The organism is Pseudaestuariivita sp. (assembly GCF_052825805.1).
The window spans coordinates 261,441-275,321 of the sequence record NZ_JBRBVB010000015.1 but is presented as its reverse complement, the minus strand read 5'-3'; the positions used below and the strand labels follow the sequence as shown (position 1 = coordinate 275,321).

Genomic DNA, 13,881 nt, shown 5'->3' with positions numbered 1-13,881 from the left:
CTCAGCGGCTCCTCGGGTCGAGGACGCGGTAAAGGACGTCCGTAGTGCGGTTGATCACGATAAAGACCGTGCCGATCAGGATCGTGGCGCCCAGCACCGCGTTCATGTCCGCCGTCAAAAGCGCGGTCGTCAGGTAATTGCCGATGCCGGGCCAGGAAAAGACGATCTCGATCATCACCGAGCCTTCGAGCAGCACCGCATACGAAAGGCCGATCACCGTCACCAGCTGCACCCGGATCGGGTAGAACGCGTGCTTCCAGATCACCGCGCGCTCGCTCACCCCCTTGACGCGCGCCGTCGTGACATACTCCTGGCTGAGCTGATCGAGCATAAACGAACGGGTCATGCGCGCGATGTAGGCGAGGCTGAAGAACCCCAGGATCGAGGCGGGCAGCACCAGGTGCGAGAGCGCGTTGCGAAAGATCAGCATGTCGCCGGCAAGCAGCGCATCGAGGGTCAGGATCCCCGTCACGGTCGGCACGAGACCATCGTAAAAGATGTCGAGCCGCCCGGGCCCCGCCACCCAGCCGAGACCTGCGTAAAAGATCGCAAGCCCCACCAGCCCCATCCAGAAGGCCGGCACCGCATAGCCCAAAAGGCCAAGGACGCGGATGACCTGATCGATCCAGCTGCCAGCGTTGGCGGCCGCGATCACCCCCATCGGCACCCCCAGCACGACACCGATGATGATGCCGAACGTCGCCATCTCGAAGGTGGCCGGGAAGAACCGGACAAGGTCTTCGACCACGGACCGTCCGGTTGAGAGGGACATGCCGAAATTGCCGGTCAGCACGTCACGCACGTAGATGGCGAACTGGGTGACCAGCGGCTTGTCGAGGCCCATCTGCCGGAAGGTCGCGTCATATACCTCCTGCGAGGCCCGGTCCCCGACCACGGCCACAACCGGATCGATGGGAACGATTCGCCCGATAAAGAAGGTGATCGCCAAAAGGCCGAGAAACGTCAGCGCCGTTACCAGAACAAAGCGTCCCACGGTGCCGATACCGGCTTTTAGCCGCGGCGCACGCGAGGCTTCGGGAAAAGGCGACAGGGCAGACATGGGCGCAAAGCCTCCAAATCGGGCAGATGTTCGCATTACGAACAAAAGTTCTTTAAATGTAAACCCACCTTTGGTTATACTAAAAGCGTTTTACTGCCAGTTGACGTTTTTGCCGGCAGGAACCCCGGACCGGATCCACAGGCATCTGGCGGGCAACACCCGTTCACAGGAGACAGACTGGATGAACACTTTCACCCGATCCATCGCGGCGGCGCTCTTGGCCGTTCCGTTGCTTGGCAGCGCGGCGCTTGCCGACACGCCGCCCAACGTGCTGGTGGTGGCACAGAACATCGACGACATCGTCGCCATCGACCCCGCGCAGGCCTACGAGTTCACCTCTTCGGAGATCATGACCAACACCTACGACCGGCTGGTGCAATACGACGCCGAGGACACGACCGAACTGGTCGGCGGCCTCGCCGAAAGCTGGGAGATGGATGCCGATGCCAAGACGCTGACCTTCACCCTGCGCGACGGCGTCAGCTTCCACTCGGGCAATCCGGTCCGCCCCGAGGACGTTGTCTTCTCGTTCAAGCGCGTGATCGAGCTGAACAAGAACCCGGCCTTTATCCTCGCGCAGCTCGGCTGGACGCCCGAGAACTTTGAAGAGATGGTCATGGGCGAGGGCAACACCGTCACCGTGAAGTACTCCGGCGACTTCTCGCCCGCCTTCGTGATGAACGTGCTCGCCGCGCGTCCCGCATCGATCGTGGACCGCGAGCTGGTCATGGCCAACGAGGTCGACGGAGACTGGGGCAATGCCTGGCTCAACCAGAACACCGCCGGCTCCGGCGCGTTCAAGCTCGACATGTACCGCCCGTCCGAATTGCTGCGGTTCTCCGCCAATCCCGACTACTACAAAGGCGCGCCTGGCCTGGAGTCGATCATCATCCGCCACGTCGCCGAGGCGGCAACCCAGCAGCTGCTGCTGCAGCAGGGGGATGTGGACATCGCGCGCAACCTGACGCCGGAACAGATCGCCGGCCTGCCCGAGGACGGGTTCAAAGTCGCGACGCTGCCGCAGGCGACGGTGCACTTCATCTCCTACAACCTCAAGACGCCCGAGCTGAACAACCCGGCCCTCTGGGAAGCCTCGCGCTACCTGATCGACTACGACGGCCTGGCGGACACGCTGCTCAAGGGGCAGATGGAAAAGCACCAGGCATTCTGGCCAAAAGGCTTCCCCGGCGCGCTCGAAGAGACGCCCTACAGCTACGATCCCGAACGGGCCAAGCAAATCCTCGCCGACGGCGGTGTGGAACTGCCGATCACGGTCGAAATGGATGTCTTCAACTTTGCCCCGTTCACCGACGTGGCGCAGTCGATCCAGGCAAGCTTTGCCGAGGCCGGCATCAACTTTGAACTGCAGCCGGGCACGACGGCGGGCATCATCACCAAGTACCGCGCGCGCGAGCACGAGGCGATCATGCTTTACTGGGGGCCGGACTTCAACGATCCACACTCCAACGCCAAAGCCTTTGCCTACAACGCCGACAACTCGGACGAGGCTTACATCTCGACCACCACGTGGCGGAACGCATGGGCCGTGCCGGAAGAGATGAACAAGGCGACGCTGGCCGCCCTGACCGAAGCCGACCCGGAAAAGCGCAACCAGATGTACATCGATCTGCAGCGCGAAGTGCAGAAGACCGCGCCGTTCTTCATCATGTTCCAGGGCACGCTGCAGGTTGCGATGGCGGAAAGCGTCGAGAACTACGTCCACGGGGCAAGCTCGGACCTTGTCTTTTATCGTCTCGTCGAAAAGGAGTGAGCCCAGCCGCGGCTTGCGCCCTTTGACGCCAAACACCAAAACGGCCGCCGGATTTCGGCGGCCGTTCCTGTTTGCAAGGCAGGCTTGCGACTACCGCGCGTCCGCGAAGATCTGCGGGTAGAGGTTGCGGATCGCGGCATCGTCCATCTCGGTCTTGAAGGGGTGCCGGGTCGGCAGGTCGAGCGCCCTTTCAGCGGCAGGACGGGCGTTCAACTCGTCCATCAGCCGCGTGATATGGGTGAACCCGGCCATCGTGGCCTCGTCCAGCATGAACGGGATCCGCGGCGCCCAACCCCAGACCGCCATGTCTAGGATGGTGTAGGTATCGCCCAGCATGTACCGGCCCTTGGACAGCTGGTCGTCGATGATCTTCCAATGCCTGTGCGCCTCGTAGCGGTAACGCTTGATGGCATAGGGGTCCTCGGCAGGCGCAAAGTGCTGGAAATGCACCGCTTGCCCCGAATAGGGACCCACGCCCGAGGCGATGAAAAAGAGCCAGGACAGGAGCGCGGCGCGCTGCTCGGCTGCGGGCATGAACTGCCCGGTCTTTTCGCCGAGATACAAAAGCATCGCGTTGCTGTCGAAGAGCGACACGTCTCCGTCGATCATCGCGGGGACCTTGGCGTTCGGGTTGACCGCGAGAAACGCCTCCGTGTGCTGCTGGCCCAGCTTGGTGTCCACCGGGACCGGACGATAGTCGAGGCCGCTCTCCTCGAGGAAAAGCGCGACCTTCATCGGGTTCGGCGCAGCGTTGAAATAAAAGTCGATCATCAGGCGTCCTTTCACGTCTCAAGGCAAACCGCACGCGACCGGCAGGCAGACACCGGTGATGCCGGAGGCCAGGTCGGAGGCAAGAAAACAGGCGGCGCGGGCGACATCACGTTCCGTGGCGATGCGGCCAAGCGCCGTTTCGGCATTGAGCGCAGCGAGGGCATCAGGAGCAGGTGGCCCGCCGGCCTCGGCGCGGGCCTCGATCCGCGCACGCAGCGCATCGGTCAGGACCGGGCCGGGCGCCAGCGCGTTAACCCGTGTGCCGTCTCGCCCCATGTCGAGCGCGGCCGCACGCATCAGGCCGAGCACCGCGTGTTTGGTTGAGGTATAAAGCGCCTGATCGGGATGGGCGCGATAGCTGTTGATCGACGCCATCATGACGGCCGAACCAAAGGGCGATTGCGCCAGCGCCGGCGCTGCGGCCTTCAGGCTAAGCGCGACGCCGCGGACGTTGAGTGCAAAGGCGCGATCCCACGCGCCCAGATCGAGCGCGCCGATCCGGCTCCATGGCGGGACCATGCCGGCATTGGCAATCAGGATGTCGAGCCGCGCTAGGCCGGCCACATAGGCCGTCAACTCCGCCTCAGCATTGTCGTGTGTGAGGTCGAGCGCGTGCCGCTGCCAGTCGCCCGGCAGCGCAGCCGCGTCGAGGCTTTCCGCCAGATCGACCACCACAACCGACGCCCCTGCCCCGGCCAGAAGCCCGGCGATCGCGCGGCCAAGACCGCGCGCGCCGCCCGTGACAAGCGCGGTGCGTCCGCCGAGGTCGATCATTCGATCACGATCAGCTCCTGGAAGCCCGACGTGAGCGCCTCCCCGCCGCCCGGTCGGGCAACGATGCAGTCCTCGACGCGGGCGCTAAAATCCATGTCGCGGAAGATCGACGGCTCGATGGTAAAGACCATGCCCTCGCGCACCTGGGTCGTGTCGCCTTTCGTCAGGAAGGGCGGCTCGTGCACATCCCAGCCGATGGCATGGCCAAGGCGGTGGCGGAAGTCCTTCCCGTAGCCTGCGTCTTCGAGCACGTCGCGGGCGGCCTTGTCGACCTCCTCGCACGTCACCTCGCCCGCCTTCAGCGCGGCAATCCCGGCGGCCTGGCTCTCCATGACCAGCTTGTGCACCAGGCGCTGCTCTTCGGTCGGCGCCCCGAACGCGATGGTGCGGCCAAAGTCATAGCACATCCCGTCGAGAACGGCGCCGAAGTCGAAGTTCACCGACACCGGCTTGTCGAGCTTGCGCGGCCAAGTGCCCAGCTTGTCGCCGAAGCGCAGCGGGTGATCGGGCCCGGAGTTATAGAGCGACGTCGTGAACGACGGACCAAGCGAGCCGTGCGCGCGCATCTGGTAGTCGATCTCGGAGCTGATCTCGAGCTCGGTCATGCCCATCTTGAGGTTCTTGACCGTCGCTGCAAACGCCTTTTCGGTGATCTCACCGGCGCGGCGCAAGAGGTCGATCTCATCCTGATCCTTGATCACGCGGATCGGGCGCAAAAGCTCGGTGCCGTTGGCGAACTTGACGCCCGGCAGCAGAGTCTGCAGCTCCATCAGGGTCTCTGCCTCGCCATCCTCGGACACCGCCACGGTGGCGCCCTCCCCGATCTCGAGGTCCTTGAGGATCCCGCTGACCATCTCGACCGGATCGTCCCAGTCCCCGAGCACCCGCAGGTCGACACCCTCAATGTTGCCCGCACCGCCGAACTCTGCCGTCATGCGCGGAAGGGTCAGGATCGGGTCCCGCCCCGGCGCGATCCACATGCCCTCGAGCCAGCCTCCGGGGTGCAGGTTGCGCCCGTAGTTCGGGATCTCGCGGTGAATGCCGGTGAGGTAGTCGAGGTCGGTTCCGATCGGGAAGAACACCAGATCGGCCTTGCCGCCGATCGTGCCCTGGAACTTGTTCATCCGGTCTGCGTAGCTGGCCACGTTGGCTCTCCTTTGATGGCGTCTGGTTCGATGAGGTGACAGGCCGCCTGCCGTCCGGGCGCGATGTCGCGCAAGGCGGGACGCGCGCTGCGGCAGCGCGCCTCGGCCAACGGGCAACGGGGGTGGAAGTGGCAGCCCTTTGGCGGGTCGATGGGAGACGGGATGTCCCCCTTGATCGGCGCGTAGACGGTGCGGCGGCGGTCGAGCCGCGGCACACCGTCGATCAGCGCGCGGGTGTAGGGATGTTGCGGGTCGTGAAAGATCTGCTCGGCCGGGCCGCACTCGACAATGCGGCCGAGGTACATCACGATGATGCGGTCGGCGATGTGTTCGACCACGCCAAGGTCATGGCTGATAAAGAGGTAGGTCAGGCCGAACTCGTCCCGCAGGTCCATGAATAGGTTGATGATCTGCGCCTGGATCGACACGTCGAGCGCGGAGACGGCCTCGTCGCAGACGAGGATTTCCGGCTTGACCGCCAGCGCGCGGGCAATGCCGATGCGTTGCCGCTGGCCGCCCGAGAACTGGTGCGAAAAGCGGTCGCGGTAGCTCGCGTCGATGCCGCAACGGTCCATGAGGTCGGTGACGTAGCCGTCGAGGTCCGAAGGAGAGACAATGCGGTGCACACGCGGCGCCTCCCCGATCAGGCTCGACACCCGCTTGCGCGGATTGAGCGACGAGAACGGATCCTGGAAGATCATCTGCATCGGCAGCGGCCCGGTGCTGGCATCGGGCGCCTCAGCCGTAATCTCTCCCTCGGACGGGTCTAGAAGGCCCGCGACCATGCGCCCAAGCGTGGACTTGCCACAGCCCGACTCGCCGACGACGCCCAGCACTTCTCCGCGGTGCAAGTCAAAGCTGACGTCTTCGACGGCGCGCACCACGGGGCGCGGTCGGGCGAGGCCGAGCCGGGCAAGCCCGCGCGCGATCACGTCGCCGCGCCCGCCAAAGCGTTTGGTCACGCCCCGGGCCGACAGGATCACCGGCGCGGTCATGGCGTGTCTCCTGTCAAAGGGTGGACGCAACGAACGGTTCGCGTCTGATCCACAGGCACCATCTCCGGCATGATCTCGCAGGCTGCGGTTGCGCGCGGGCAGCGAGGCGCAAAGGCACAGCCCGGCGGCAAATCCGTCAGGGCCGGCATGCGCCCGGGGATCTGGTTGAGCCTCTGCCCTCGGGTGCCGCGCGCCGGCACCGAGTCGATCAGGCCGCGCGTATAGGGATGCGCCGGGGTGTCGAGCACGGCGTCCACGCCGCCCATCTCTACGATCCGACCGGCATACATGACCGCCAGCCGGTCCGCGATGCCGGCCACGACGGCAAGGTCGTGGGTGATCCAGATCAGCGCCGTCCCGCGCTCACGGCACAGCTGCTGGACCAGCGCGAGGATTTGCCCCTGGATCGTCACGTCGAGCGCTGTCGTCGGCTCGTCCGCGATGATGAGATCGGGCCGGTGCAGCAACGCGATCGCAATCGCAACCCGCTGCCGCATCCCGCCCGAAAGCTGGTGCGGATACGCCCTGAGGCGCGTTTCGGGCGCGGGAATGCCGACTTCGTCGAGCGCTGCAATCGCGCGGCTGCGCGCCTTGCCCTTGCTGATGGTTTCATGCGCCGACAGCGCGTCATACATCTGCGTTTCGATGCGCAACACCGGGTTGAGCGTCATCATCGGGTCCTGAAAGATCATCGCGATCCGCCGGCCGCGCAGCTGGCGCATGTCTTCCTCGCCGAGCGCCAGGACGTCCTCGCCGTGCAGCAGCACCTCACCGCCCACGACCTCGCCCGGCGGGCTGATCAGGCGGTTGATCGAGAAGCCGGTGAGCGATTTGCCCGAGCCGCTTTCCCCCACGAGGCCGAGGATCTCGCCCTGCCCCACGGTCAGCGACACGCGCTGCAAGGCGGCAATCGAGCCCGCCGCGGTGACAAAAGACGTATCGAGATCGCGCACGTCGAGAACCGGTGTCATGCCCTGCTCCTTCACAGCCGCGGATTGAGGACATCGCGCAGGCGGTCGCCGAGCACGTTGGCGCTGATGATGATCGCCAGAAGGACAAGCCCCGGCAGGACGCTGATCCAGTACCGGCCCGACTGCAGGTAGTCGAAACCGTTGGCGATCAGCAGACCCAGCGACGGCCGCGTCGGCGGCAGGCCGAGCCCGAGAAACGACAGCGTCGCCTCCAGCGAGATGGCCATCGCCATCTGCATGGTCGCCACGACCAGCATCGTCGGCAGGCAATTGGGCAGGATGTGTCCCAGAAGGATGCGTAGCCCGCCCAGCCTCAGCCCGCGCGCGGCATCCACGTATTCACGCGCACCCTCGACAAGCGCGACACCGCGCACCGTGCGGGCAAAGTAGGCCCACTGCACGACCACCAGCGCAAAGATGATCTTGTCGACGCCGCGTCCGAGGATCACGAGAAGGATGAGCGCGACGAGGATCGTCGGAAAGCTCAGCTGCAAATCGACGATGCGCATGAGCACCGTGTCGACCCAGCCGCGCCGGTAGGCGGCGATCAGGCCGACAATCGTGCCGACAACCAGCGCCAGAAAGCCGGACAGCAGGCCGACGATCAACGAGATGCGGATGCCATAGAGCATCGCGCTTAGCATGTCGCGGCCCTGCCCGTCGGTGCCCAGCCAGTACCTCATGCCGCCAAAGCTCTCGCTGCCGGGCGGCAGAAGGCTGTCAAGGATGTCGATCTGACGCAAGTCATAGGGGTTCTGCGGTGCGATCAGCGGCGCCCCGAACCCAAGGATGCAAAACCCGAGGAACACCGCGAGCGCAACGACGGCGCTGGGAACCGAGAGGAAGCGTTTGGCCAGATCGCGCGGCGAGCCGGCGACGATCGGCGCAGAGGTTGTCGTCGCACTCATGACTGGCCATCTCCCAGCCGCACCCGCGGATCGAGGATGGAGTAGAGAATGTCCACGACGAGGTTCAGCACCACGAACATGAACACGACGAAAATCAGGTAGGCGACGATCAACGGCCGGTCGAGAACGCCGATCGCGTCGATCAGCATCTTGCCGACACCGGGCCAGCTAAAGATCGACTCGACCACCACCGCAAAGGCGATCACCCCGCCGAACTCCATCCCCAGCACGGTGACGATGGGAATGAGGATGTTCTTCATCACATGCGCCGACAGGATGCGCCGCTCGCGGATGCCATTGGCTCGGGCGAACTTGATGTAATCGGCAAACAGCACCTCGCGCATACCGGCGCGGGTCAGACGGATGACCATCGCCATCATGATCAGCGAAAGCGTGAAGGCGGGCATGGCGAGGTGATGCAGCCCGTCCAGCGTAAGAAAGCTCAGCTCGGCGCCAAAGACCTCGACCGTGTCCCCGCGCCCGATGGAGGGCATCCAGCCCAGCTGAACTGAAAAGACGAGGATCATGATGAGGCCGATCCAGAACACCGGCAGCGAGAACCCGATCATGGAAAAGGCCATGATGCAGCGGCTGGAGAACGCGTCGGGCTTAAGGCCCGCGCGCATCCCCAGCGGCAACCCGACCACCAGCGCGATCACGAGCGCGGCAAAGGCCAGCTCCAGCGTCGCGGGCAAGCGCTCGAAGATCAGCGTCAGGGCGGGGATGCCATGGGTGAACGAATTGCCCATGTCGCCCTGAACGAGGTTGCCGAGAAAGACGAGGTATTGCTCCCAGACCGGCCGGTCGAGACCCAGATCCTCGATGATCAGGGTCAGGCAGGCCTGGTCGCATTCGGACGAGGCGAAGATGTAGACCGGATTGCCGATCACATTGACACCGAAGAACACCAGCACCGTCATCACAAGCAGTACAAGGAGCGCCTGCAACACACGTTTGATGATGAATTCAGCCATCGGGTCTTCGCCTCGTCCTGGGGGTGGCGCTTAGTCGACGCGCGACACTTCGATCGCGAGCGTACGCTCGTTGGTGCGCGGCTGGTGCTCCAGATCGGAGGTCATCGCCCAATTGTTCACCTGGAAGTGGATCGGGATATAGGCGTAGTCGTCCATGCCGATCGTGATGGCCTCCTGGAGGATGCCGCGGCGGGTTTCCGGGTCGATGGTGCGCTTGGCCAGAACCGACCGCGCGTCGATCTCCGGGTTCGAGTAGCGGCCAAAGTTGCCGTTCCCGCCGCCGGTCGCCGCGTTGTAGGTTTCGAGCGTGCCGGACACGGTGTAGGTCGCCTCACCGGCCACGGTGCCCCAGCCGGTCATCGACATCGAAAACTCTGGCACGTCAAAGCCCGGCATCGACAGCTCGTCACCGCGGATCAGCCGCGAGAAGAAGACGTTGCGCGGCATGGCATCGACCTCGGTGGTCACACCCACACGGCTCCACATCTGGGCAACCGCCTCGAGGATGCGCGCATCGTTGATGTAGCGGTCGTTCGGACCGTGCAGCGTGATGCGGAAGCCATCGCCATAGCCCGCCTCGGCAAGCAGCGCCTGCGCCTGTTCGGGATCATAGGGATCGGCTTCGAGACCTTCGACGTAACCGAAAAAGCCCGGCGGCACGATGTTCTTGGCCGGCAGGGAGGCGCCGCCCATGACGCGGTCGCGGATCGCTTCACGGTTTACAGCAAGGCTCAGCGCCTTGCGCACACGCCAGTCGCGCAGCGGGTTCGGAACCATGACGTTGCCGTCGTTGTCGGTGATGAAACGCTCGACGTGCTTATAGCCAGGCATCAGGTAGATGAGACGGTCCGAGGGGATCGTGGACACGGTAAAGTCCGGGTCCTCCTGCAGCTGCGGCAGGTCGATGGTGGGCGGGTAGTCGATCATGTCGACGTCGCGGTTCAGGAGCGCGGCCAGCCGGGAAGCGTCCTGCGTGATCGGGCGGAACACGACCTGGTCCCACTCGACCTCGCCGCCCCACCAGTTGGGGTTCTTCGTGACCGTCACGCGGCTGCCGGGGCTGTATTCCTCGAACATGAAGGGACCGGTGCCGATGGCGGCCTGACCGCTGTTGAAATCAACCGATTCCGTGACGCCGCGCGCCGCGTGCTCGGCAACGATCGGCAGCATCGCGAGGTCTTCGGCCACCGTCGGATACGGACCGTCGGTCGTGATGTGCACGGTGAAATCGTCCACCTTGGTCCACTGCTTGGACCCTTTTTCGAGCTGGAAGGCAGGCGAGGCCGGTGCCCCGGAGATGCCACCGCGCAGCCGGTCGAAGGTAAAGATCACGTCGTCGGCGTTGAACGCCTCTCCATCGTGCCACTGCACCCCTTCGCGCAGTTTGAACTCCCACGTGGTCTCGTCCAGCGGCTGCCAGGACGTGGCAAGGCCGGGAATGGGCTGAGACGCCGAATCGAGCGCGACAAGCTTTTCAAAGATGTGTTCCTGAACCTGCACGTCCGCAGACAGCTGCGTCCAGTGCGGGTCAAGCGAGCTTGCTTCGGAGCGGACCCCGATGGTCAGCACCTCCTGTGCGACGGCAGGCACCGCCGCCAGAAGTGCGGCGCAGAGCAGCCCGGGCTTCCAGAGTTTCATGAGAGCGTCCTTCTTGTTGGAGGGGACGGGCGCCGAAACGATCGTGGCACGGCGCCCATCTTTTTATTGTGGCAGTAAAACTTTTTTAATTTTGATTCCGCCATCTGTCTAACAAATTTTGTTATGCGAACTCCTGTTCGCATAACAAAACATCAAATTCCGCCGATGCAGGTGTATTTTGTCTCCAGATAGTCATCGAGACCCTGCCAGCTGCCCTCCTTGCCGAGCCCGGATTCCTTCAATCCGCCGAATGGCACCTCGGGTGTGACGATGAGCACCTCGTTGATTCCGATCAGGCCGTAGTCGAGCTGATCCTGCAGTCGGAACGCCCGACCGAGGTCGCGCGTGTAAGCGTAAGCGGCGAGCCCGTATTCCGTGTCGTTGGCCATGCGGATTGCGTCCGCCTCGGTCTCGAAACGGTAGACCGGCGCAACCGGTCCAAAGATCTCCTCGCGCGTGACCCGCATGTCGGAGGTCGCGTTCGATACGACCGTGGGCTCAAAGAACAAACCGCCCAGCGCGTGACGCTTGCCTCCCGTCAGAACCGTGCCGCCGTTGGACACCGCGTCCGCGATCAGCTCTTCGGTCTTCTCGATGGCCTCTGCGTCAATCATCGGGCCCTGCTCGGACCCCTCCTCGCCACCGGGGGCCACCTTGAGCGCCGCGGCGCGCTCGGCGAACCGCGCGACGAAGGCATCGTAGATACCTGCCTGCACGAACACGCGGTTCGAGCAGATGCAGGTCTGACCTGCATTGCGGAACTTGGCGATCATCGCCCCGTCCACCGCGCGGTCTAGGTCGGCATCGTCGAAGACGACAAAGGGCGCGTTGCCACCGAGCTCCATCGAGACTTTCTTGACGGTGTCGGCAGAGCCGCGGATCAGCTCCTTGCCGATTTCCGTGGACCCGGTGAAGGTCAGCTTGCGCACGGCCGGGTTGCGCAGGATTTCGCCCCCAATCTTGCGCGCCGAGCCGGTCACGATGTTCACGACGCCAGGCGGAAAGCCGGCCCGTTCGGCCAGGAGGCCCCAGACAAGCCCGCTATATGGTGTGGCCGTCGCCGGCTTGACCACCGCCGTGCACCCCGCTGCGAGCGCGGGGCCGAGCTTGCGGGCGAGCATGGACGACGGGAAATTCCAGGGCGTGATCGCCGCAACCACGCCGATGGGGTGGCGCGTGGTGAGCAGCTTTCGGTTAGGCCAGGGCGACGGGATGACCTCGCCGCCGGCGCGGCGCGCCTCCTCGGCAAACCACAGCACGTAAGCCGCCGACGACATCACCTCCCCACGCGCCTCGGCGAGCGGTTTGCCCTGCTCCGCGGTCAGGAGGGCAGCAAGCGCGTCGACGTTTTGGGTGATCTCGCGGTGAAGGTTGCGCAGCAGGTCCGCGCGCTCGGTCACAGTCAGTCCCGCGAAGCCTGGAAACGCCTTTTCCGCCGCAGCGATCGCGCGCGCCGTCTCGTCATTACCGGAGTTCGGAACGGTCCCGATGACCTTGCCGCTCGACGGGTCGGTGACGTCGATCCGGGCCCCGTCATCGGACTGCACCCACGCACCGTCGATCAGGTTTGCGTCCATCTGGAACTCGGCAAAGCTCATCATGCTCTCCATATGCGAACTATTGTTCGTATATCGAACACTTGGAATTTCGGCAATACGCAAAGCGCGTCAAAGCCCGAACCCGCGCAGATCGACGGCAGGCGTCTCGCCCAACGCCAGGGCCGCAATCGCCTCGGACACCGCTGGCGCCGCCGTGAAACCCATCCAGGGAAAGAGGTTGAGGTAGAAACCGGGCACCTCCGGCGCCTCCCCGAGGATTGGACGCCAGTCCGCCGTGCCGTTGACCATCGCCGCCCAGCTGCGCACGATGTCGACGCCGTGGAGCGCCGGCACAACCTCTTGCGCGATGCTCAGGTTGCGAATCATCGAGCGCTGATCGACGACCGGGTACCCTTTGAGCCGCGCCGGCCACCCGCCTCCGATCAGAAAGCCGCCTTCGGCAGATTGCTTCAGCGTCAGCTTCTCTCCGGTGAAATACAGCAGGTAAGGCAGTGTCTGAGGCCGCTTTTCCGTGACCGAGACCTGGATCGCGTGCGCTTCGATCTCGACGTGGATGCCCGCCATGGCCGCCACGCGCGCGGCATCCGCGCCCGCCGCGTTGACGACGCGCCGCGCGGTGAAATCGGCCTGTGACGCCTTGAGTGTAAACCCGTCCTGCCCTGCTGAAATGGCAACGACGTCGGCGTTGCGGCGCAAATCGAGGCCCAGCGCGATCGCGCGTTTCGCGTAAAGCGGGGCGACTGCGAATGGATCGGCCTTGCCTTCGATACCGCAAAAGGCGCCGAGCTTCATGCCGCTGGCGAGAAACGGAGCCTTGCGGTCCAGCGCGTCCTTGTCCCACAGGTCCACGTCCAGACCCGCGGCGCGCTCGATCTCGACCTTGGCGCGCAGGGCAGCGCAATCGCCCTCGGTCGCAGCCACCATCAGCCCGCCTTTCGCGGACAAACCAAGGTGTCCCTGCAACTCATCCTCGAGCCCGCCCCACTGGCGGATCGACGCCTGAAAGAGCGGCAGCGTCGCCGCGTAGCGCCGCGCCCATTCGGGTCCGAGGTTGCTAAATGGATCAAACGGGATCTGCGCGTGGATCGAGCCGGCGTTCGATCCAGAGGCGCCAAGGTTCAGGTCCCGCCGCTCGAGCAGCAGCACCGACGCGCCGCGCTTGCACGCGTAATAGGCAGTCGCCGCGCCGGCGAGGCCGCCCCCGATGATGGCCAGATCATACTGCGGCATGGCTTGAAAACCCCGTTGAGTCGCGCGACATGTTCGCTATACTAACTTTTGTGCGCATGATGAACAGCCTGCGCAACCGACGCAT

The 13,881-nt window shown here is 64.5% G+C and carries 12 protein-coding genes; 1 reads left to right on the top strand and 11 read right to left on the bottom strand.

Annotated elements, in window-relative coordinates:
* Position 1: 1 nt before the first annotated feature.
* Complete coding sequence (locus ACU0B3_RS17345; protein WP_446262137.1) at positions 2-1,060, bottom strand: ABC transporter permease; 1,059 nt, start codon at positions 1,058-1,060, stop codon at positions 2-4.
* A gap of 181 nt (positions 1,061-1,241) precedes the next feature.
* Between ACU0B3_RS17345 and ACU0B3_RS17340 the strand changes: the two genes are divergently transcribed.
* A complete protein-coding gene (locus ACU0B3_RS17340) occupies positions 1,242-2,831 on the top strand; it encodes an ABC transporter substrate-binding protein (protein WP_446262136.1) in 1,590 nt (529 codons plus the stop codon).
* A 90-nt stretch (positions 2,832-2,921) separates the two neighbouring features.
* Here the strand turns inward: ACU0B3_RS17340 and ACU0B3_RS17335 are convergent, their stop codons facing one another.
* From ACU0B3_RS17335 to ACU0B3_RS17290, 10 genes are all read right to left on the bottom strand, one after another.
* Positions 2,922-3,602, bottom strand: a complete 681-nt coding sequence (locus tag ACU0B3_RS17335) for a glutathione S-transferase family protein (protein ID WP_446262135.1) — start codon at positions 3,600-3,602, stop codon at positions 2,922-2,924.
* A gap of 18 nt (positions 3,603-3,620) precedes the next feature.
* A complete protein-coding gene (locus tag ACU0B3_RS17330; RefSeq protein WP_446262134.1) occupies positions 3,621-4,376 on the bottom strand; it encodes an SDR family NAD(P)-dependent oxidoreductase in 756 nt (251 codons plus the stop codon).
* On the bottom strand, positions 4,373-5,521 hold the full coding sequence (locus ACU0B3_RS17325; protein ID WP_446262133.1) for a M24 family metallopeptidase: 1,149 nt from the start codon (positions 5,519-5,521) through the stop codon (positions 4,373-4,375). Before ACU0B3_RS17325 ends, ACU0B3_RS17330 begins: the two co-directional genes overlap by 4 nt.
* Positions 5,497-6,516, bottom strand: coding sequence for an ABC transporter ATP-binding protein (locus ACU0B3_RS17320; protein WP_446262132.1), 1,020 nt, complete (start codon positions 6,514-6,516; stop codon positions 5,497-5,499). The genes ACU0B3_RS17325 and ACU0B3_RS17320 overlap by 25 nt, the downstream gene beginning before the upstream one ends.
* Positions 6,513-7,487: an ABC transporter ATP-binding protein gene (locus ACU0B3_RS17315; protein ID WP_446262131.1), complete on the bottom strand. Its 975-nt coding sequence runs from the start codon at positions 7,485-7,487 to the stop codon at positions 6,513-6,515. Before ACU0B3_RS17315 ends, ACU0B3_RS17320 begins: the two co-directional genes overlap by 4 nt.
* Before the next feature lie 11 nt (positions 7,488-7,498).
* Positions 7,499-8,395, bottom strand: coding sequence for an ABC transporter permease (locus ACU0B3_RS17310; RefSeq protein ID WP_446262130.1), 897 nt, complete (start codon positions 8,393-8,395; stop codon positions 7,499-7,501).
* Positions 8,392-9,369 (bottom strand): ABC transporter permease, encoded by a 978-nt coding sequence (locus ACU0B3_RS17305; protein ID WP_446262129.1) that lies wholly within the window; start codon positions 9,367-9,369, stop codon positions 8,392-8,394. Before ACU0B3_RS17305 ends, ACU0B3_RS17310 begins: the two co-directional genes overlap by 4 nt.
* A gap of 30 nt (positions 9,370-9,399) precedes the next feature.
* Positions 9,400-11,007, bottom strand: coding sequence for an ABC transporter substrate-binding protein (locus ACU0B3_RS17300; RefSeq protein WP_446262128.1), 1,608 nt, complete (start codon positions 11,005-11,007; stop codon positions 9,400-9,402).
* A gap of 152 nt (positions 11,008-11,159) precedes the next feature.
* On the bottom strand, positions 11,160-12,608 hold the full coding sequence (locus tag ACU0B3_RS17295; protein ID WP_446262269.1) for an NAD-dependent succinate-semialdehyde dehydrogenase: 1,449 nt from the start codon (positions 12,606-12,608) through the stop codon (positions 11,160-11,162).
* 66 nt (positions 12,609-12,674) lie between these two features.
* Positions 12,675-13,796: an NAD(P)/FAD-dependent oxidoreductase gene (locus ACU0B3_RS17290; RefSeq protein WP_446262127.1), complete on the bottom strand. Its 1,122-nt coding sequence runs from the start codon at positions 13,794-13,796 to the stop codon at positions 12,675-12,677.
* Between the last annotated feature and the right edge of the window lie 85 nt (positions 13,797-13,881).